Here is an 18,477-nt window from a genome sequence, read left to right on the forward strand (position 1 = left end):
TCGATAATAACAAAAAAAATAACAACGTCACTTATTCTTAGAACTGAATGGCTAGCTTTTACTCATCTTTTAATAGTTTTTTGATGCTGTCCTCATTCTTGTAAGAAGAATGAACTTTTATTAGGCCTTGGTTTATCGAGTGCTTGCAGGCTTTACGGATATTACCCGTCGCGAGGCTTGCTGCTGGTGCGTTTTCAATGGCCTTGAGGTAGACCCACTGACTGCAATGCTCTTTGAGGCTCAATGTGCGAGCGACGCTGGTGGACATCAATAGGATGTCGATCAGTTCTTTGTCATTGATTGCGGTGTAGGCTCGTGGCAAGAATGGGTAGTCGGCGATCCCCACTCTAATGACTCGCGTCATCGCTTTGTCTTCTTTGAACTCTAAGATCCAGTTTTGGATCTTTTTGAAGATCGCTTCTGGCTCATCGCTGTTTTCGGTTCTTGGCTCAATGTAGAGTAGTGTTGAATCAGAGAAGTGATAAATACGCGCAGGGCTTTCGACTTTACCTTTCAAATATTGTCCGAATGCTTTCTCTAGCTCCAAACCAGACTCATAGCCATATTGCAGGTACATATCACTTAAGAAAGGGACATCGATCATCACAAAACGCAGTCGATCGTTGAGTGGTTCTTGGATCAAATCACCGACATGCCATAGTTCAAAGCTTGAACGCGTTTTTTGCATTACGTTAGGGAGCTTTACATTAAGCATGCGCAAATTACGCAGCGTAGAGCGTGAGTGAGAGTAGAGAGAGGTGTTCAACGTGCCTATTTCTTCACGCTGACGTTGCAATACAAAGCCTCGGCGTAAATAGAGCAGTAACAGCACGAAACTAAAGATAAATAGCGCCAGTGCGACTTTTTGGAACTTTCGGTACTCAACGTGTGTTTCTTCTAACTCTTGTGTTTGCCCAGCTAAGTGCAGGGTTTGCTCCACAAACTCTTTTTGTTGACGAAATGCTTCTTCATTGATCAGGTTAAGCGTGTTTTGCTGAATTTGAACCAGCGAGTTGTACTTTTTTAAGTTTTCCAAAGATTTATCGAATTGGCCGACAAGCTCATAGCCCAAGTACAACATCTGATAAGCGCTGGTTTTAAGCCTGAGGTTATCTTCTGCTAAACCAATATCTAATGCTTGTTGTGCATAGTTCACGGCGGCTGAGCCTTTCTTTTGAGAGTAGGCTAGGCCTGCATTCAGCAGCAAAGCATGAGCGTTTAAGCGAGGTACATCAGCGTACTCTAATAACTCTTCCGCGCGATTTAAGTACTGCTCAGTCAGCGGGTAGTTATACAGCTGCAAGTAGGTTGCGGCGAGTGAGATACGGATCTCGATGACATCTTCAATATTGTTTTGGTTTCGTTCGTGATCAATGACGTTGAAGTAATGCACTAAGGCAAGATTGTACTTACCTTGCTGATAGTACACATCGCCCATTCGTTTCAGAACATCGACCAAAGCAGGAGAGTTTTGGAAGTTGTCGTAGAAATCGGCAGCCTGAGACAAGTGGTCAAGCGCCTTGTCTAACACGCGCCTTTCATAGAATAGGCGCGCTAATTGGCGATTTACCTTAGCTAATTGGGCGCTGGAGTTACTTTCAATTGATTGCCAGTAACTTGCTAACAACTCAGATAAAGCAAGGTTGTATAGCTTGTGATCAAGGTAGTGCTTACCGTATGCAAGGTGATAGTCGATGTAGGTTTGTTTATTGCTGACATTGTCGATGTATGCCGACAAACTTTGATAGAGCGTATTGGCTTTGTCGATGTCTTTCTCGTACGACGCCATCTCCGCTTGCAGCATCACTAAACGGTAATGAATGCCCTTAGCTAACTGGTCTGCATTAGCAATATTGTTGTACGCCAATTGCAGTTGATCAACACGCTTTTGAGTGGCTTCAGTGTCACGGGTTTGCAACCAGTTAAGGCGAGTTTTCAGTATTTGAACACTCAGTCCAAGATATGGTAGCTGATGAGTGGTCGCTAAACGCTCCGCCTCCTCAAGGTGCATATTCGCTGCGCGGGCATTGTTCAGGTTGAACTCGGCCTGGGCTAGGATTTTTAATGCATCAATACTGCTGCTTGGGGTGCGATTGCGACTGTCTGCTTCATCGCGGCTGATGGTGCTGGGGCTTTTCTCACCGCGAGTGGTGAGCTCGCGTTGGGTTAAATAATTCGTTGCCAGTGCTTTGGCTTGCAATGGCACAATATCAACCAAGTTATTTGCCTCATTGAGCATTGGCGACGAATAGATCGTCGCATAGCTCATCGGAGTGAACAGACAAATAATGAGGAAAAGTAAACGCTCCCAGCGCATAGTTTGCTTCCTGTAATAGCTACGGCTTTGTGATAATAATCGACAGTGTCGAAAAAGTTATTGGCGCGCCATGCGATGGTTATGTGCTGGCTGAGCCTGCTCTGAAGAGCGGTAAGGATTGATGTCTAATCCACCTCGACGTGTATAACGTGCATACACTGTTAGTTTGCTCGGCTTACAGAATTGCATGATATCAGTGAAAATACGCTCGACACATTGCTCATGAAATTCATTGTGTTCACGGAAAGACACTAAGTAGCGTAGCAGAGCTTCACGATCGATTTTTTGACCTTGATATTGAATCTCAACACTTCCCCAGTCTGGCTGGTTAGTGATCAAGCAGTTAGATTTGAGCAGATGGCTGTGCAGCGCCTCTTCAACCACTTCGTCGCCAGCTGCGTCTTTAAGCAAATCAGCATCGAAATCGTAACTAGTGATTTCGATGTCCTGTTCATCAATGCATTCACCCTGCATAGTAACGATCGTTTGCTGAGTGTAGTCGGTAACAGGGTTCACTTTTACGCTAACGGTTTCACCTGCACAGTTGGAAAGATCACGGCTTAAATGCTGCTCTACGTCCTCCCAGCTAGCAAACTTGGTTTGGTTGTAGCTATTTAAGTACAACTTGAACGATTTAGATTCGATTAAGTTGGCACTTGTAGCTGGAATCGAGACCTCGCCTACGGCAACTTGAGGTAATCCTTTTTCGTTGAGCCATGACAGCTCATACAAAGTCCAAATATCACAACCTTGAAACGGCAGTGTGTCGCCTAAGTTTAGGTCGTCGCGGTTTAAGCTACGCGGAACTGGCTGCAGTAGGCTAGGGTCATATTGATTGGTGTATTCAGTCTTTTGGCCCAGTGTTAAGCCCGCAAGCTCTTTAGCGTTGGAATATTTGCTCATACTTTGTGTCGAATTGGATTAGAATACCCAGAATTTTACGCAATCCTACCCTAGCTGTCATTAGGGTTATCACCCTTCAATTGGAGATGTTCATGGCAAACGATGCCGCACAGGCCCTTTTCGCATTCAGCCAAAAATACTCAGACGCTTATCAAGCGCAACATGGTTCATTACCAGTAAGTGAAGAGCTGGCAGAACTTGTTTCTCCTTGTGTCGAAGAGAAGCGCTCAGGTGAAGTGCTATGGAAAGCTCATATAAGAGAAACCCCGGCTGATTTTACCAATGTCGAAAATGGTATTGAGCTCACGCTGCACGAAGATATCAAAACCTTCTATGGTAGCCAGTACAGTGCGGATATGGATGCCACTTGGCAGGGGAATGAGCTGTCGCTGCTACAAGTATGGAGTGATGATGACTTCGTTCGCCTACAAGAAAACATTCTGGGCCACTTGGTAACCCAGCGCCGATTGAAACTGAAACCAACGGTGTTTATTGCCGCAACGGATGCTGAACTTGATGTGATTTCTATCTGTAATCTATCGGGCAATGTCATTTTGGAGCGCTTGGGTACGGATAAACGAGACGTGCTGGCGGAAACTCTGACTGAGTTTCTTCAAGGTATTGAGCCTGCGGTGTAACCATGTACGTAGTAGAGCTGCAATTTGAGTGTTTCGATAACACTACGGTGAGCGCGGTTGATAAAGCAATCAATGGCTTAATGGATGCGCTGAGATATAACGGTCAAGTGCTTGGACGAGAATTTCCGATCGTCATGGGTGAGGGGGAGTTCTTTGTTCGCGTTGTTTGTCCAGAGCAGGATAGCTTGCACCCAAGGTATCACTCTGATTTTGTTAAGGTGTGCATGAACCGCTTGGCGGAAGCGAGCTTACTCGCTCCGAAGATGCGCATGTTAGGCCGTGACCTGAATTCAGAAGAAGCTGCTGAAGAGGAAGCCCCAAGCTGGCAAATCCTATATACCACTTATGTGCATACTTGCTCGCCGCTGCGTAGCGGCGAAACCTTGTTGCCAATCCCGCTTTATCGTAACCCGCCAACGCTTAACGGTGACCACAAAGCGGTTGTAAAGTGGCAAACTGAATGGCAAGCGTGTGACGAAATCCAGATGGCTGGTGGCTGTCGAGCGGAGCACGCAGCGCTGCATGAAATTTGTGATTTTGATAGTGTGCTATTTAAACGTGGCTGGGATCTGCGTGGTCGTATCGAGTACATCACTAAGATTCCAACCTATTACTATCAATACCGTGTTGGTGGAAAAAGCCTAGCGGATGAGCAGGCGCGAAAATGCCCTAAATGCGGTGGCGAGTGGCTGTTAGATGAGCCTGTACATGACATTTTCCATTTTAAATGCGATGACTGTCGAATCGTATCGAACATGTCTTGGGATCATATCAAGTAATACATGATTGGATATTAAAAAGCCGCTCTTTGAGCGGCTTTTTTCGAGTAAGTGAGTGGTGTTCAGGCAATAAAAAAGCCCTCAATAATGAGGGCTTTCTAATCGTTAGGGCGTTAAGGTGATATTACCAACCTTTAACTACGCCACCTTGGAAGATGTCAGACGCAGCTGAGTATACTTCTTCAGTTTGGTATGCCTTAACGAAGTTCTGTACGTTTTCAGCGTTTAGGTTGTCTTCACGCGCGACGATAAGGTTTACGTATGGAGACTCTTTATCTTCAACGAATACACCGTCTTTTTGTGGTGTTAGGTTGATAGAGCTTGCGTAAGTTGTGTTGATGATAGATAGCGCAACATCGTCTAGTGAGCGTGGAAGCTGAGCTGCATCCAGTTCAACGATAGTGATGTTTTTCGGGTTCTCTACGATGTCACGTACGGTTGCCAGTAGACCAGCACCTTCACGTAGGGTGATTAGACCTTGTTGCTCAAGAAGTAGCAGAGAGCGGCCTAGGTTAGTTGGATCGTTTGGTACAGCAATGCGAGCGCCTTCAGCGATCTCATCAACAGAGGTCACTTGCTTAGAGTAACCAGCGATTGGGTAAACGAATGTGTTACCAGCAATAGTCAGTTTGTAGCCACGGTCAGTCACTTGTTGGTCTAGGTATGGCTTGTGTTGGAACGCATTGATATCAATTGAGCCATCATCTAGCGCTGCGTTTGGTGTTACGTAATCAGTGAAAGTCACAAGTTCTACGTCTAGGCCAAATTGCTCTTTCGCTACTTTTGCTGCGACTTCTGCAACTTGTGCTTCTGCGCCAGCCATTACACCGACTTTGATCTTGCTGGTATCTGCTTCTTTCTCGCCACAACCTGCTAGAACCAGAGCAGACGCTGCTGCTGCGATGGTAAGTAAACCTTTAAGGCTAAATTTCATGACTCTCTCCTTATTTGAATCTAATTTGCTTAATGCATCTGTGCGCCCGATAAGGGGCTGTCTTTATCTGTGGTCTACACGGCGTACGATAGAATCGCCGATAGACTGAATAATCTGTACCAATACAATCAACATCACGACAGTTACCGCCATGATCACTACATCGTAACGGTGGAAGCCGTAACGAATCGCTACGTCACCTAGGCCACCGCCACCAACCGTCCCTGCCATTGCAGAATAGCTTACAAGTGTAACCAGTGTGATAGTGACTGAGTTAACAATGGTAGGTAGTGCTTCTGGCAGTAAAACCTTAGTAATGATTTGAGTCGGTGTTGCGCCCATTGATTGTGCCGCTTCTACTAAACCGGTTGGTACTTCAAGTAGTGCGCCTTCAATTAAACGTGCGACAAACGGGATAGCACCAATCGTCAGTGGAACAATTGCTGCTGTTGTTCCAATGAATGTACCTACTAACAGCTTGGTCACTGGAATGATGGCAACCATCAATACCAAAAACGGAACAGAGCGACCAATGTTGACAATCGCACCCAGAGTACCGTTCAGTTTGGTGTTCTCCAGTAGACCACCTTTCTTCGTGGTGTGAAGGATCACGCCAAGTGGGATACCAACAGCGAAGCCAACAATACCCGCAACGCCAACCATGTATAAAGTTTCCCACGTAGCGCCAAGCAGTAAGTTACCGTTAAGACTTAGCCATTCAGAAATTGTATTAAAGGACATAGCCAAGTACCTCTACTTTTACGTTATGTTCACGCAGAAACTCAATCGCTGCATTGTCGTCTTGTTCGTTACCAAATAGCTCTGCGACCATCATGCCGAATTTTACGCCGCCAGCGTAGTCGAGATCTGAGCTCAGAATGCTGACATCAATGTTGAACTTACGAGCAATTTGCGTCATTAGCGGTGCATCCACGGTGGCACCAGTGAACTCTAAACGCACCAGTGGGTAGCTGCCATTTACACGCGTGTCTTGCAGGCGAGCTTGATAATCATCTGGAATTGAAAGGTCTAGTGTTGAGCGAATGAATTCATGGGCTAATTCCGTTTTCGGATGAGCGAAGATCTCACCAACCGTGCCTTTCTCGACCAATTCACCACCACCGATAATCGCAACTTCATGACAGATGCTCTTCACTACGTCCATTTCGTGGGTGATGAGCAGCATGGTGATATTCAGCTTGCGGTTGATTTCTTTAAGTAGTTCAAGAATCGATTGAGTCGTCGCTGGATCTAGTGCGCTGGTGGCTTCATCACATAGAAGTACTTTCGGGTCACTAGCCAGAGCACGAGCGATGGCAACACGTTGTTTTTGACCGCCACTTAAGTTGGCTGGATAGGTATCGCGCTTGTCGGCAAGGCCAACCAGTTTTAGTAATTCACTGACTTTGGTATCGATGTGTTGGCTGTCTTTACCTGCCAGTTCCAGTGGTAGCGCCACGTTCTCAAATACAGTGCGCGAGGAAAGCAGGTTAAAGTGCTGGAAGATCATACCAATATTACGGCGCGCTTCGCACAGCTGAGATTTTGTCAGCTTAGTTAGGTCAACGCCGTCAACAATGATTTCACCTGTCGTTGGTGCTTCTAGCATGTTTACACAGCGAATCAGCGTGCTTTTCCCTGCACCTGATGAACCAATCACACCAAAAATGGTGCCTTGGGGAATGGATAGGTTGATATCTTTCAGAGCGTTGATTTCCTTAACGCCTTGATAAAAAACCTTATTTACTTGGTTAATCTCGATCATCTTTCTACCTGTGCAGGGACAACAGAATAATATTTTGAGCTAAGTCTCATTTAGTAGAGGATGCTATGGGTTTCGCTGATTCAAGTCAATAGATATTTTTACGTCTAGACGTCTAAATAGCTATTGCTCAATTCGATTAGGTAATTAGATAGTGATGAATGAAATAAAGCGTGCGATAATTCAAGGCTATACAGAGAAGATTGAGAACTGAATTTTGGCTAAACCAGCAGTGTTTTTAGATCGTGATGGCGTAATCAACGTGGACCACGGTTACGTGCATGATGAGCATGACTTTGAATTTGTTGAAGGGGTATTTGAAGCAACTAAGCAGCTTCAGCAAATGGGGTATATGCTTGTATTGGTGACCAACCAATCTGGTATTGCGCGTGGCATGTTTAGCGAAGATCGTTTCCTTTCTCTGACTCAGTGGATGGACTGGAACTTTGTTGACCACGGCGTAGAGTTTGACGGTTTTTATTACTGCCCGCACCATGCTGAACACGGCATAGGGAAATACAAAGAAGACTGCAACTGCCGTAAGCCTAAGCCTGGTATGTTTATCTCCGCGCGCGACTTCCTTAAGATTGATATGGCTAACTCTGTAATGGTAGGCGATAAAGCAGAAGATATGATGGCGGCAGAAGCTGCTGGTGTTGGCACAAAGCTACTAGTGCGCACTGGCAAGCCTGTTACCGAGAAAGGCGAAAGCCTCGCAAGTGCGGTGCTAGACAGCATAAGAGACGTGCCTGCTTACCTATCAAAATAAAGGTCGCCTTAGCGGCCTTTTTCATTATGTAGTGTGTGCAAGCTCTGGAGGTAGTGATGAGCAAATATCCTCTTATTCTATTCGCAGTCGGCTTACTTGCCGGTTGTACTCAGTCTGCGGTAAATGGCGACACCATCAACGATAGTCAGTTTATGCATTACCAGTGTGGTGCCGATAAGTCGTTTGACGTGGCTTACTTAACCGAAAGTGAAGAGGCGGTGCTTCGCTTACCAGACAACGAATACCGCTTAGTGCAAGTTCGAGCAGGTTCCGGGACCAAATATATTTTGAATGACGGAACCGCTGAGTTGATGAACCCTGTTACCTTACGCACAAAAGGCAAAGAAGCCCGACTCGAACTGGGACGAGTGATTTACAAAAACTGTAAAACCCAATAACGTAATGCCACATGGTGGGCGGTCTGCCCACCAACTATCCATACAACCAACGACACTTTCATCTATATGAGCAAAAAACTCACGATTCACGACATAGCGAAACTTTCAGGCGTCGGTAAATCAACCGTCTCTCGAGTGCTGACTAACGACCCTAAGGTTAAACCAGCCACTCGTGCCAAAGTGGAGCAAGTGATCCAAGAGTCGGGGTATATTCCGTCGAAATCTGCGCAATCAATGCGAGGCGGGAGCCAAAAGGTGGTTGGTGTAATCATTTCGCGTTTGGACTCACCGTCGGAAAATAAAGCGGTTGGCAGTATGCTTCAGGCTTTATATCGCCTTGGCTACGATGCTGTAATCATGGAAAGTCAGTTTGATCGTGACAAAACTAACGAACACCTCAACGTGCTTAGAAAACGTAATGTTGATGGCGTGATTGTGTTTGGTTTTACCGATTTTGATATCAGTCAGCTCCAAGCGTGGCAAAACAAAGCCGTCGTTATCGCGATGGACACTGAAGAAGTCTCGTCGATCAATTATGATAATCGTGGTGTGATACATCAGGCGTTGCGCCATTTATCTTCTCAGTCACTTAATGAAGTTGCTTATATTGGTGTTGACCCGAGCGACCGCACTACCGGGCAGCTACGTTTAGACGCTTATCTACAGTGGTGTACAGCAAACAATATTGAACCGAATTACCAAACGGGCCAGCTTCATCATGAAAGTGCCTATCAGCTAGTCGATAAGGTCCTTGCGAGTCAAACTCAAGCGATAGTCTGTGCCAGCGACACTTTGGCTTTAGGTGTGATAAAACGGCTTCAAGAGCTTGGCCGTGAAGATATCGCTGTAACCGGTGTGGGTGGCAATGAGCTGTTGTCTTTTCTATTTCCTAACATCTATAGCATCGACCCAGGTTATGCGCTTGCTGGAGAAAAAGCGGCTAACCTTTTGATCTCACATATAAATGGCAGTGAATCTCTCATTCACATCACCCAAGAGCCGGTCAATAACTAACTCACTAATTTATAAATGAATTAAAATTATACTGTGATCTCATTCAATTAATGGGACTGTTCCCATTTTTATTGTGAATTGAGTCTGTCAATATAATTGCAGTTTTTGGGAATGTTCCCATGAATATAAGAACAATTCAGAATGAGACTCCAAATAGGGTGGACAAGGATATGAGTAAGATAGCGAGACAAGACGTTACGCGTCTTATAGAACTGGTCGGGGGCAGCGATAACATCGCTAGTGTAAGCCACTGCCTAACGCGCTTACGTTTTGTATTAAACGATACTGACAAAGCGGATAAAAAAAAAGCGTTAGAAGCACTGCCTATGGTGAAAGGGTGTTTCACCAACGCAGGCCAATTTCAAGTTGTGATTGGCACAGAAGTCGATGAGGTGTATGCCATCCTGATCGAACTTTCGGGGAAGTCAGAATCTTCCAAAGACGAGTCAAAACAAGCCGCTCGTCAGAACATGAATGTGCTCGAACGCGGGATCTCCCATCTTGCTGAAATCTTTGTTCCGCTGTTACCTGCGATCATCACTGGTGGTTTGATTCTTGGTTTCCGTAATGTCATCGGCGACATCAAGATGTTTGATGGTCAAACACTGACTGAAATCAGCCAGTTTTGGGCTACCGTTCATAGTTTCCTATGGTTGATTGGCGAAGCTATCTTCTTCTTCCTGCCGGTTGGTGTGTGTTGGTCTACGGTAAAAAAGCTGGGCGGCACACCAATTTTGGGTATTACGCTCGGTGTGACGTTAGTTTCCCCGCAACTGATGAACGCGTATCTGATTGGTAAGCAAGTGCCTGAAGTATGGGACTTCGGCCTGTTTGTTATTGAGAAAGTTGGATACCAAGCTCAGGTTATTCCTGCCATGTTAGCCGGTATGGCGTTGGCGTTTATCGAAACTAATCTTAAGCGCATCGTTCCTTCATACTTGTATTTAGTCGTGGTGCCATTTGTTTCAATCATCGTGTCGGTTGTACTGGCGCACTCTCTGATTGGTCCATTTGGTCGTGTATTAGGTGATGGCGTAGGGATCGCGGCGAAAGCGGCAATGACCGGTGACTTTGCTGTGATTGGTTCAATGGTGTTTGGTTTCTTATATGCGCCATTAGTGATAACGGGTATTCACCACACCACCAATGCCGTTGACTTGCAATTGATGCAAGATTTAGGCGGTACGCCAATCTGGCCATTGATTGCGTTGTCTAACATTGCACAAGCATCAGCTGTAGTGGGCATTATCATCATCAGTAAGAAGCACGGTGAGCGAGATATTTCTGTCCCGGCTGCAATTTCTGCTTATCTTGGTGTTACAGAGCCAGCAATGTACGGCATCAACTTGAAATACAAATTCCCAATGTTGAGCGCCATGATTGGTAGTGCGATTGCAGCTGCAATTTGTGGTAGCGCAGGTGTGATGGCGAACGGTATTGGTGTAGGCGGCCTTCCAGGTATTTTATCAATCCAACCGCAATTCTGGGGTGTTTTTGCTATCGCTATGTTGGTTGCGATTGCCGTACCAGCAGCGTTGACACTGTTCTTCTACAAACGAGCGCAAATGAAAGGCGAATTAGAGCCAGCTAGCGCGTAAGTCATTATTTTTGGAAGCGGCACATCGCCGTTTCCGCTTTTCTCTATTTTTTGTTTTTGGTAAGTGAGTACATTAATGACAACCGATCCGAATTGGTGGAAAACCGCCACGATTTATCAGATTTACCCAAAAAGCTTTTGCGATAGCACAAATAAAGGTACCGGAGATATTCAGGGTATCATCAGTAAACTGGATTATCTTAAACTGCTTGGTGTAGACGCTATTTGGTTAACACCTGTATATCAGTCTCCAATGATCGACAACGGTTATGATATTTCTGACTACTACGCGATCAACCCTGATTTTGGCACCATGGCGGATTTCGACCAGTTGTTGGCACAAGCACACCAGCGTGGCATCCGTATCATTATGGATATTGTGGTCAATCACACCTCGACAGAGCACCAATGGTTTCAATCAGCTCTTGGCGACAAGAGCAGCCCTTATCGTCATTACTATATTTGGAAAGATCCGGTTGATGGTGGTATCCCGAATAACTGGCAATCTAAATTTGGTGGCAGTGCTTGGGAGTGGGATGAAAAAACCGAACAATACTTCTTACACCTGTTTGCCAAAGAGCAAGCGGACCTGAACTGGGAAAACCCAAACGTTCGTGCAGAAGTTAAAGAGGTGATTAGCTTTTGGGCAGAGAAAGGCGTTGATGGATTCCGTTTAGATGTGATCAACCTAATTTCCAAGCAGCAGGACTTCCCGAATGATGATGTAGGCGATGGCCGTCGATTTTACACTGATGGCCCGCGCGTACATGAGTACTTGCAAGAGATCAGTGAAGCAGTATTTCAAAAGTATGGCAGTGTGACCGTTGGTGAAATGTCTTCAACCACGCTAGAGCATTGCCAGCAATACTCTTCTCTAGATAACAAAGAGTTATCTATGGTGTTCAATTTTCATCACCTTAAGGTTGATTACCCGAATGGGGAGAAGTGGACTAAAGCCCCGTTTGACTTTTCTATGCTAAAACAGATTTTTAACCACTGGCAGACTGGCCTCAACGGTAAAGGTTGGGGAGCACTATTTTGGTGTAACCACGATCAGCCACGTGTTGTTAGCCGTTTGGGTAATGATGTTCAATATCGTGTGGAATCGGCAAAGATGTTGGCTGCATCGGTGCATATGATGCAAGGTTCACCGTATATTTTTCAAGGTGAAGAAATCGGTATGACTAACCCGGGCTACACCTCGATAGAGCAATACCGAGATGTAGAAAGCACCAACATGTACGACATTATGGTCAACCAGCACGGTGTTGAACATGATGAGATGATGGCGATTTTGGCACAAAAGTCCCGTGACAATTCACGTACACCAATGCAGTGGAACAGTGAGCAATATGCAGGCTTTTCCAAAGCTCAGCCATGGCTTGAAGTGGCGAGTAACTATCCAGAGGTGAATGCGCAGCAAGCGGTGGCGGATAATGATTCTGTATTTTACTTCTACCAGCAACTGATTAAGTTACGCAAACAGATAGAAGTGATAACAACAGGCAGTTACCAAGATCTATATCCAGAGCACCATGCCGTATTTGGTTATCAGCGTACGTCTAAACACCAGACCCTGATTTGTTTAAATAACTACTATGGTGAAGAAACCGAATGTGTTCTGCCACAAGGGTTTGACTGTGAAAAAGCGCACTATGTATTAGGTAACTATGAGCTGGCGGATACGAAAGTCTCACAGCATCAAATATTGAGGCCTTACGAAACTCGGATCATTCTTTTAGATAAACTTGCACCTTTCAATAACTAACACCCCCTATAGCGTTAGTTAGTGCCCCAGCGTTTGGTTGGGGCTTTTTTGTATCCGTGCCCTTTGGGTAGAGGTTTACAGCCTCAGAAACGAAAAAAGCCAACTCAATGAGTTGGCTTTCTTGTATATGGTGGAGGGGGACGGATTCGAACCATCGAAGGCAGTGCCAGCAGATTTACAGTCTGATCCCTTTGGCCACTCGGGAACCCCTCCAGGGTGTTTTCTTACTCTAAAAGTAAGCTTGATTAGGTTTTCCCAACACGTTAATCAAGGTTTCGTCACAACTTACTCAGAGCTTATTAAGCCATGATGGTTGTAAGAGAATATGGTGGAGGGGGACGGATTCGAACCATCGAAGGCAGTGCCAGCAGATTTACAGTCTGATCCCTTTGGCCACTCGGGAACCCCTCCAGGGTGTTTTCTTACTCTAAAAGTAAGCTTGATTAGGTTTTCCCAACACGTTAATCAAGGTTTCTTCACAACTTACCCAGAGCTTATTAAGCCATGATGGTTGTAAGAGAATATGGTGGAGGGGGACGGATTCGAACCATCGAAGGCAGTGCCAGCAGATTTACAGTCTGATCCCTTTGGCCACTCGGGAACCCCTCCAGGGTGTTTTCTTACTCTAAAAGTAAGCTTGACTAATGTTTTCCCAACACGTTAATCAAGGGTTTCTCACAATTTAATCACTGCTTATTCAGCAACAAGATAATCACAAGAAAGAATATGGTGGAGGGGGACGGATTCGAACCATCGAAGGCAGTGCCAGCAGATTTACAGTCTGATCCCTTTGGCCACTCGGGAACCCCTCCAGGGTATTTCCTATTCTCTAATGAATAGGCTTAATTAATGTTTTCCCAACACATCAATCAAGTGCGGAGCGCATCATAGCAAACTCGAACAAGCTGTAAAGGCTTTTCTTATGATTTTGAATCGAATGCTGCCTTTTTGGACAAAGGTGATAGTTATTACCCACTTTTCACCGCGCAGTCGCCACTAAGCTTACAGTTTATTTCTCATTATTTACATTACTTGACGTTCAAATGACGCATATACGGTTAAAATATGATTAGTTTCTTTTGTAGATAAATATTATGAAAAACAACAAACTCACCTCTCTTTTGGCTCTGTCTATTCTGATCGCAACGCCGTCAGTTCATGCCAAGAGACCGCAAGGCCCTCAAGCGGTCACTGTGATCACTGAGCAAGTACAGACCCACCAAGTTTCTCAATCTCTTTCTCTCGTGGGTAAGCTGGAAGCCGACGAATCGGTTGTCATTTCATCGGAAGTGACAGGTAAAGTCGATAAAATCGCAATTCGAGCTAATCAAGTGGTGCAAAAAGGACAGTTGTTGGTTCAGTTAGATGACGATAAAGCGCAAGCCGCGTTAGCTGAAGCAAAAGCTTACCTCAACGATCAGCAGCGTATTCTTAAAGAGTTCGAGCGCCTGTTAAAACGAGGGGCGATTACCCAAACGGAAATTGATGCGCAAAAAGCCAGTGTCGAAATTGCAGACGCAAGGTTAACCGCAGCTGAAGCGAACCTAAAAGATTTACACATTACCGCACCATTCTCTGGCACTGTGGGCTTCATCGATTTCAGCCGTGGTAAGTTTGTCAGCGTAGGGGATGACTTACTCACGCTCGACAACTTGTCAGTTATGCAGCTCGATCTACAAGTTCCAGAACGTTACCTATCTAAGATAAGCCAAGGGATGGCTGTAACGGCAACTACGAGCGCGTGGGGCGACATGCTTTTTACCGGTGAAGTTGTAGGTATTGATTCCCGTATCAATCAAGAAACGTTGAATCTACGTGTTCGTATTCATTTTGATAACGGCGAATCTAAGCTCAAGCCGGGCATGCTAGTGTCTTCGAATATGGCATTCCCACCGATTGAAGCACCGATCATTCCAGTACAGGCTCTCGAATATTCAGGTACCAAGCGTTACGTATACGTCGTTGACGAAACGAATAAAGCGGCTCGCACCGAAGTCTTCCTTGGCGCGCGAATTGGTAATGAAGTGGTGATCGAAAGTGGGCTAGAGATTGGTGAGAAGATTGTTGTTCAAGGCATCGTAAACATGCGCGATGGCGTAACCGTTGCAGAGCTGAATAAAGACGGCACTCTACCAGAGAAGGAAATTCACTAATGTTACTCTCTGATGTATCGGTAAAAAGACCGGTCGCTGCCGTTGTATTGAGCTTACTGCTGTGTGTGTTCGGTATTGTATCGTTCAACAAACTCGCAGTACGCGAGATGCCGGATATTGAAAACCCAGTGGTATCGATCAGTACTCGCTATGAAGGAGCATCGGCCACCATTATTGAGAGCCAAATAACCTCGGCGCTCGAAGACCAGCTGTCTGGTATCAGTGGTATTGATGAGATCTCATCCACCACACGTAATAGTATGTCACGCATCCAAATTACGTTTGAGTTGGGCTATGACTTGAACACCGGTGTCAGTGATGTGCGAGATGCGGTTGCGCGTGCGCAGCGCTCTTTACCGGATGAAGCCGACGATCCAATCGTATTTAAAAACAATGGCTCTGGTGAAGCTTCGCTGTACATCAACTTGAGTTCGTCAGAGATGGACCGTACTCAGTTGACCGATTATATCGATCGTGTGCTGTTAGACCGTTTCAGCTTAATTACTGGTGTGAGTTCGGTTGATGTTTCGGGTGGTTTGTACAAGGTTATGTACGTCAAACTCAAACCTGAGCTTATGGCTGGCCGCGGTGTTACGACCACAGATATTACTAGTGCGCTAAACCGTGAAAACTTGGAAAGTCCTGGCGGTGAAGTACGTAATGACTCGATTGTAATGTCGGTTCGAACAGCGCGTACTTACAATCAGCCGGAAGACTTTGATTACTTAGTGGTTAAGCGTGCCAGCGATAATACGCCTATCTATTTAAAAGATGTCGCGGATGTGTTTATTGGCGCGGAAAACGAAAACTCGACCTTCAAAAGCGATGGCGTTGTTAATGTCAGTATGGGGATTGTGCCGCAATCAGACGCTAACCCACTAGAAGTGGCTGATCTAGTCCATATTGAAGTAGAGAAAATCCAGAAATTTTTGCCAGAAGGGACACGTTTAGCGATTGACTACGACTCGACCGTATTCATCGACCGCTCCATTTCTGAAGTGTATAGCACGCTATTTATTACCGGTGGCCTTGTCATCTTAGTGTTGTACATCTTTATTGGTCAGGCTCGTGCCACTCTGATCCCTGCGGTTACCGTACCGGTATCTTTGATTTCGTCTTTCATCGCCGCCTACTACTTTGGTTTCTCGATCAACTTGATCACTCTGATGGCACTGATCCTATCGATTGGTTTGGTGGTTGATGACGCTATCGTGGTGGTCGAGAACATCTTCCACCACATAGAGCGAGGTGAAAAGCCACTACTGGCTGCCTATAAAGGTACGCGTGAGGTTGGCTTTGCGGTTATCGCAACCACACTGGTTCTTGTGATGGTTTTCCTGCCTATTTCGTTTATGGATGGCATGGTAGGTCTACTGTTTACTGAATTCTCGGTATTACTCGCAATGTCAGTGATTTTCTCGTCGCTTATTGCTTTAACCCTGACTCCGGTATTGGGTAGTAAGATCCTACAAGCTAATGTTAAGCCAAACCGCTTCAACCTGCTGGTGGACAACGTGTTTGGCAAGTTGGAATCGGGTTATCGCAAAGTATTGAAAGGTGCGCTTCGTTGGAAATGGGCTGCGCCAATCATCATTATGACGTGTATTGGCGGCAGTTACGGCCTAATGCAACAAGTGCCTTCTCAGCTGACACCATCGGAAGATCGTGGGGTAATCTTTGCCTTTGTTCGTGGCGCGGATGCAACCAGTTATAACCGTATGTCGGCGAACATGGATATCGTTGAAGACAGGCTGATGCCATTGCTTGGACAAGGTTTCCTAAAGTCGTTCAGTATCCAATCTCCAGCCTTTGGTGGTAATGCGGGTGACCAAACTGGTTTTGTGATAATGATTTTAGAAGACTGGAACGACCGCGACGTGACTGCGCAAGAAGCCTTGGGCGAAGCGCGTAAAGCGCTAGCAGGTATTCCAGATGTTCGTGTATTCCCATTCATGCCGGGCTTCCGTGGTGGTTCAAGTGAACCTGTCCAGTTCGTATTAGGTGGCTCAGATTATCCTGAACTGCAAAAATGGGCCGACATGCTCAAGCATGAAGCCGAAGCTTCACCGTTTATGGAAGGGGCGGATATCGACTACTCAGAGAAAACTCCTGAGCTAGTGGTAACGGTTGATAGGCAGCGAGCAGCAGAACTCGGTATTAGCATCGCCGATATTTCCGATACCTTAGAAATCATGCTTGGCGGCCGCAGTGAGACAACCTTTGTCGACCGTGGTGAAGAATACGATGTCTACCTTCGTGGTGATGAAAACAACTTTAATAATGCAGCTGATTTGAGCCAAATCTATATGCGTACTGCGTCTGGTGAGTTAGTCACGCTCGATGCCGTCACTCATATCGAAGAAGTGGCATCATCGATTAAGTTGTCGCACTACAACAAGCAGAAGTCGATTACCATTACAGCCAACTTGTCGGATGGTTATACCTTAGGTCAGGCGTTGGATTTCTTGGACGATAAGGCGATTGAGCTGTTGCCGAGTGATATTTCGGTGAGTTACTCAGGTGAATCGAAAGATTACAAAGAGAATCAGTCGAGCATTATGGTGGTGTTTGCGTTGGCGCTTCTGGTTGCCTACTTGGTATTAGCGGCTCAATTTGAAAGCTTCATTAACCCACTGGTTGTGATGTTTACGGTACCGATGGGCGTGTTTGGTGGTTTTCTAGGCTTGTTCGTCATGGGCGAAGGGCTCAATATTTATAGCCAAATCGGGATGATCATGTTGATAGGCATGGTGACGAAGAATGGTATTCTTATCGTCGAGTTTGCTAACCAACTGCGTGACCGTGGGATCGAGTTTGAAAAAGCGATCGTTGATGCTGCAGCGCGTCGATTACGCCCGATCATGATGACGGCGTTCACTACACTTGCAGGCGCTATTCCATTGATTCTATCTACGGGTGCGGGCTATGAAAGCCGCGTTGCTGTGGGTACGGTTATCTTCTTCGGTATGGGCTTTGCGACTTTGGTAACCTTGTTCGTCATACCTGCGATGTATCGTCTCATCTCTGCATCGACTCAGTCTCCTGGTCATGTTGAAGCTGAGCTAAATCGCGAACTTAGCCATGATGTTAAGGCGCGAACTTCACACGGTTAATCACAACCCAAAAGGGTGACTCCTCGAGTCACCCTTTTTCTTTCTGCCTCTCTCTGGGCGCTTATCTGCTCACTCTATATTTATGTTGGCAACCTGTTATCTAGTATTTGTTTAGCAGGTTTTGGCGTATTTAATATTTATTGTACTAGCTGTCTGGTTTCCTATTAATTGGTTCTGGGTAAGGTGATATGGAGCCTTATGTTGTTGATTGGATTTGGTTTTGCTAGGTAATTAGCAACTGAGTGGTATAAAACAATATGAATATTGATAATGTTAATTATTTGTTGTGGTTATTAATGTGAGCCTGCCAAGGCTCAAAAAGTAGCCAGAGA

General features: G+C 45.6%; 14 protein-coding genes and 4 tRNA genes. 9 read left to right on the forward strand and 9 right to left on the reverse strand.

Going from position 1 to position 18,477, the window contains the following annotated elements:
- Nucleotides 1-58: 58 nt before the first annotated feature.
- Together J4N42_RS03555 and queF are read right to left on the reverse strand one after the other, a co-directional pair.
- Nucleotides 59-2,317: a tetratricopeptide repeat protein gene (locus J4N42_RS03555; RefSeq protein ID WP_252029748.1), complete on the reverse strand. Its 2,259-nt coding sequence runs from the start codon at nucleotides 2,315-2,317 to the stop codon at nucleotides 59-61.
- 57 nt (nucleotides 2,318-2,374) lie between these two features.
- Nucleotides 2,375-3,220: an NADPH-dependent 7-cyano-7-deazaguanine reductase QueF gene (gene queF / locus J4N42_RS03560; protein ID WP_252029749.1), complete on the reverse strand. Its 846-nt coding sequence runs from the start codon at nucleotides 3,218-3,220 to the stop codon at nucleotides 2,375-2,377.
- A 92-nt stretch (nucleotides 3,221-3,312) separates the two neighbouring features.
- On the opposite strand from queF, the gene syd reads away from it, so the two are divergent.
- Nucleotides 3,313-3,858 carry a SecY-interacting protein gene (gene syd / locus J4N42_RS03565; protein WP_252029750.1) on the forward strand — a complete coding sequence of 182 codons (546 nt, stop codon included), beginning with the start codon at nucleotides 3,313-3,315 and terminating at the stop codon, nucleotides 3,856-3,858.
- Between the two features lie 2 nt (nucleotides 3,859-3,860).
- Complete coding sequence (locus J4N42_RS03570; protein WP_252029751.1) at nucleotides 3,861-4,637, forward strand: Zn-ribbon-containing protein; 777 nt, start codon at nucleotides 3,861-3,863, stop codon at nucleotides 4,635-4,637.
- A 124-nt stretch (nucleotides 4,638-4,761) separates the two neighbouring features.
- On the opposite strand, the gene J4N42_RS03575 is transcribed toward J4N42_RS03570, so the two are convergent.
- From J4N42_RS03575 to metN, 3 genes are all read right to left on the reverse strand, one after another.
- The gene (locus J4N42_RS03575; protein ID WP_252029752.1) at nucleotides 4,762-5,571 is read right to left on the reverse strand and encodes a MetQ/NlpA family lipoprotein; all 810 of its coding nucleotides are present in this window, start codon (nucleotides 5,569-5,571) and stop codon (nucleotides 4,762-4,764) included.
- Nucleotides 5,572-5,634: 63 nt separating this feature from the next.
- Nucleotides 5,635-6,312, reverse strand: a complete 678-nt coding sequence (locus J4N42_RS03580; RefSeq protein ID WP_252029753.1) for a methionine ABC transporter permease — start codon at nucleotides 6,310-6,312, stop codon at nucleotides 5,635-5,637.
- Entirely contained in the window at nucleotides 6,302-7,336 is a 1,035-nt protein-coding gene (gene metN, locus J4N42_RS03585) for a methionine ABC transporter ATP-binding protein MetN (protein ID WP_252029754.1), read from the reverse strand. Before metN ends, J4N42_RS03580 begins: the two co-directional genes overlap by 11 nt.
- Before the next feature lie 214 nt (nucleotides 7,337-7,550).
- Between metN and gmhB the strand changes: the two genes are divergently transcribed.
- From gmhB to treC, 5 genes are all read left to right on the forward strand, one after another.
- The gene (gmhB, locus tag J4N42_RS03590) at nucleotides 7,551-8,102 is read left to right on the forward strand and encodes a D-glycero-beta-D-manno-heptose 1,7-bisphosphate 7-phosphatase (protein WP_252029755.1); all 552 of its coding nucleotides are present in this window, start codon (nucleotides 7,551-7,553) and stop codon (nucleotides 8,100-8,102) included.
- A 56-nt stretch (nucleotides 8,103-8,158) separates the two neighbouring features.
- The gene (locus tag J4N42_RS03595) at nucleotides 8,159-8,500 is read left to right on the forward strand and encodes an MliC family protein (protein WP_252029756.1); all 342 of its coding nucleotides are present in this window, start codon (nucleotides 8,159-8,161) and stop codon (nucleotides 8,498-8,500) included.
- Nucleotides 8,501-8,566: 66 nt separating this feature from the next.
- On the forward strand, nucleotides 8,567-9,514 hold the full coding sequence (treR, locus tag J4N42_RS03600) for a trehalose operon repressor TreR (RefSeq protein WP_252029757.1): 948 nt from the start codon (nucleotides 8,567-8,569) through the stop codon (nucleotides 9,512-9,514).
- A gap of 170 nt (nucleotides 9,515-9,684) precedes the next feature.
- Nucleotides 9,685-11,112, forward strand: coding sequence for a PTS trehalose transporter subunit IIBC (treB, locus tag J4N42_RS03605; RefSeq protein WP_252029758.1), 1,428 nt, complete (start codon nucleotides 9,685-9,687; stop codon nucleotides 11,110-11,112).
- A 75-nt stretch (nucleotides 11,113-11,187) separates the two neighbouring features.
- Entirely contained in the window at nucleotides 11,188-12,879 is a 1,692-nt protein-coding gene (gene treC, locus J4N42_RS03610) for an alpha,alpha-phosphotrehalase (RefSeq protein WP_252029759.1), read from the forward strand.
- 128 nt (nucleotides 12,880-13,007) lie between these two features.
- Here the strand turns inward: treC and J4N42_RS03615 are convergent.
- The 4 genes from J4N42_RS03615 to J4N42_RS03630 form a co-directional block, all read right to left on the reverse strand.
- Nucleotides 13,008-13,092 (reverse strand) — tRNA-Tyr (locus J4N42_RS03615).
- Nucleotides 13,093-13,205: 113 nt separating this feature from the next.
- Nucleotides 13,206-13,290: transfer RNA gene (locus tag J4N42_RS03620), tRNA-Tyr, on the reverse strand.
- A 113-nt stretch (nucleotides 13,291-13,403) separates the two neighbouring features.
- Nucleotides 13,404-13,488, reverse strand: a tRNA-Tyr gene (locus tag J4N42_RS03625).
- Nucleotides 13,489-13,606: 118 nt separating this feature from the next.
- Nucleotides 13,607-13,691, reverse strand: a tRNA-Tyr gene (locus J4N42_RS03630).
- 282 nt (nucleotides 13,692-13,973) lie between these two features.
- Between J4N42_RS03630 and J4N42_RS03635 the strand changes: the two genes are divergently transcribed.
- Both J4N42_RS03635 and vexH read left to right on the forward strand, forming a co-directional pair.
- A complete protein-coding gene (locus J4N42_RS03635; RefSeq protein WP_252029760.1) occupies nucleotides 13,974-15,032 on the forward strand; it encodes an efflux RND transporter periplasmic adaptor subunit in 1,059 nt (352 codons plus the stop codon).
- Nucleotides 15,032-18,145, forward strand: coding sequence for a vibriobactin export RND transporter permease subunit VexH (gene vexH, locus J4N42_RS03640; protein WP_252029761.1), 3,114 nt, complete (start codon nucleotides 15,032-15,034; stop codon nucleotides 18,143-18,145). The genes J4N42_RS03635 and vexH overlap by 1 nt, the downstream gene beginning before the upstream one ends.
- Nucleotides 18,146-18,477: the final 332 nt, after the last annotated feature.

It is taken from the genome of Vibrio sp. SCSIO 43135 (assembly GCF_023716665.1).
GTDB classification, from domain to species: Bacteria; Pseudomonadota; Gammaproteobacteria; order Enterobacterales; family Vibrionaceae; genus Vibrio; species Vibrio paucivorans.

Excerpts from the sequence above, each read along its gene's own strand:
- J4N42_RS03555 (WP_252029748.1), bottom strand. The coding sequence starts at position 2,317 with ATGCGCTGGGAGCGTTTACTTTTCCTCATTATTTGTCTGTTCACTCCG.
- treR (WP_252029757.1), top strand. The coding sequence starts at position 8,567 with ATGAGCAAAAAACTCACGATTCACGACATAGCGAAACTTTCAGGCGTC.
- J4N42_RS03570 (WP_252029751.1), top strand. The coding sequence starts at position 3,861 with ATGTACGTAGTAGAGCTGCAATTTGAGTGTTTCGATAACACTACGGTG.
- syd (WP_252029750.1), top strand. The coding sequence starts at position 3,313 with ATGGCAAACGATGCCGCACAGGCCCTTTTCGCATTCAGCCAAAAATAC.
- J4N42_RS03595 (WP_252029756.1), top strand. The coding sequence starts at position 8,159 with ATGAGCAAATATCCTCTTATTCTATTCGCAGTCGGCTTACTTGCCGGT.
- vexH (WP_252029761.1), top strand. The coding sequence starts at position 15,032 with ATGTTACTCTCTGATGTATCGGTAAAAAGACCGGTCGCTGCCGTTGTA.
- J4N42_RS03580 (WP_252029753.1), bottom strand. The coding sequence starts at position 6,312 with ATGTCCTTTAATACAATTTCTGAATGGCTAAGTCTTAACGGTAACTTA.
- J4N42_RS03635 (WP_252029760.1), top strand. The coding sequence starts at position 13,974 with ATGAAAAACAACAAACTCACCTCTCTTTTGGCTCTGTCTATTCTGATC.
- treC (WP_252029759.1), top strand. The coding sequence starts at position 11,188 with ATGACAACCGATCCGAATTGGTGGAAAACCGCCACGATTTATCAGATT.
- metN (WP_252029754.1), bottom strand. The coding sequence starts at position 7,336 with ATGATCGAGATTAACCAAGTAAATAAGGTTTTTTATCAAGGCGTTAAG.
- J4N42_RS03575 (WP_252029752.1), bottom strand. The coding sequence starts at position 5,571 with ATGAAATTTAGCCTTAAAGGTTTACTTACCATCGCAGCAGCAGCGTCT.
- queF (WP_252029749.1), bottom strand. The coding sequence starts at position 3,220 with ATGAGCAAATATTCCAACGCTAAAGAGCTTGCGGGCTTAACACTGGGC.
- treB (WP_252029758.1), top strand. The coding sequence starts at position 9,685 with ATGAGTAAGATAGCGAGACAAGACGTTACGCGTCTTATAGAACTGGTC.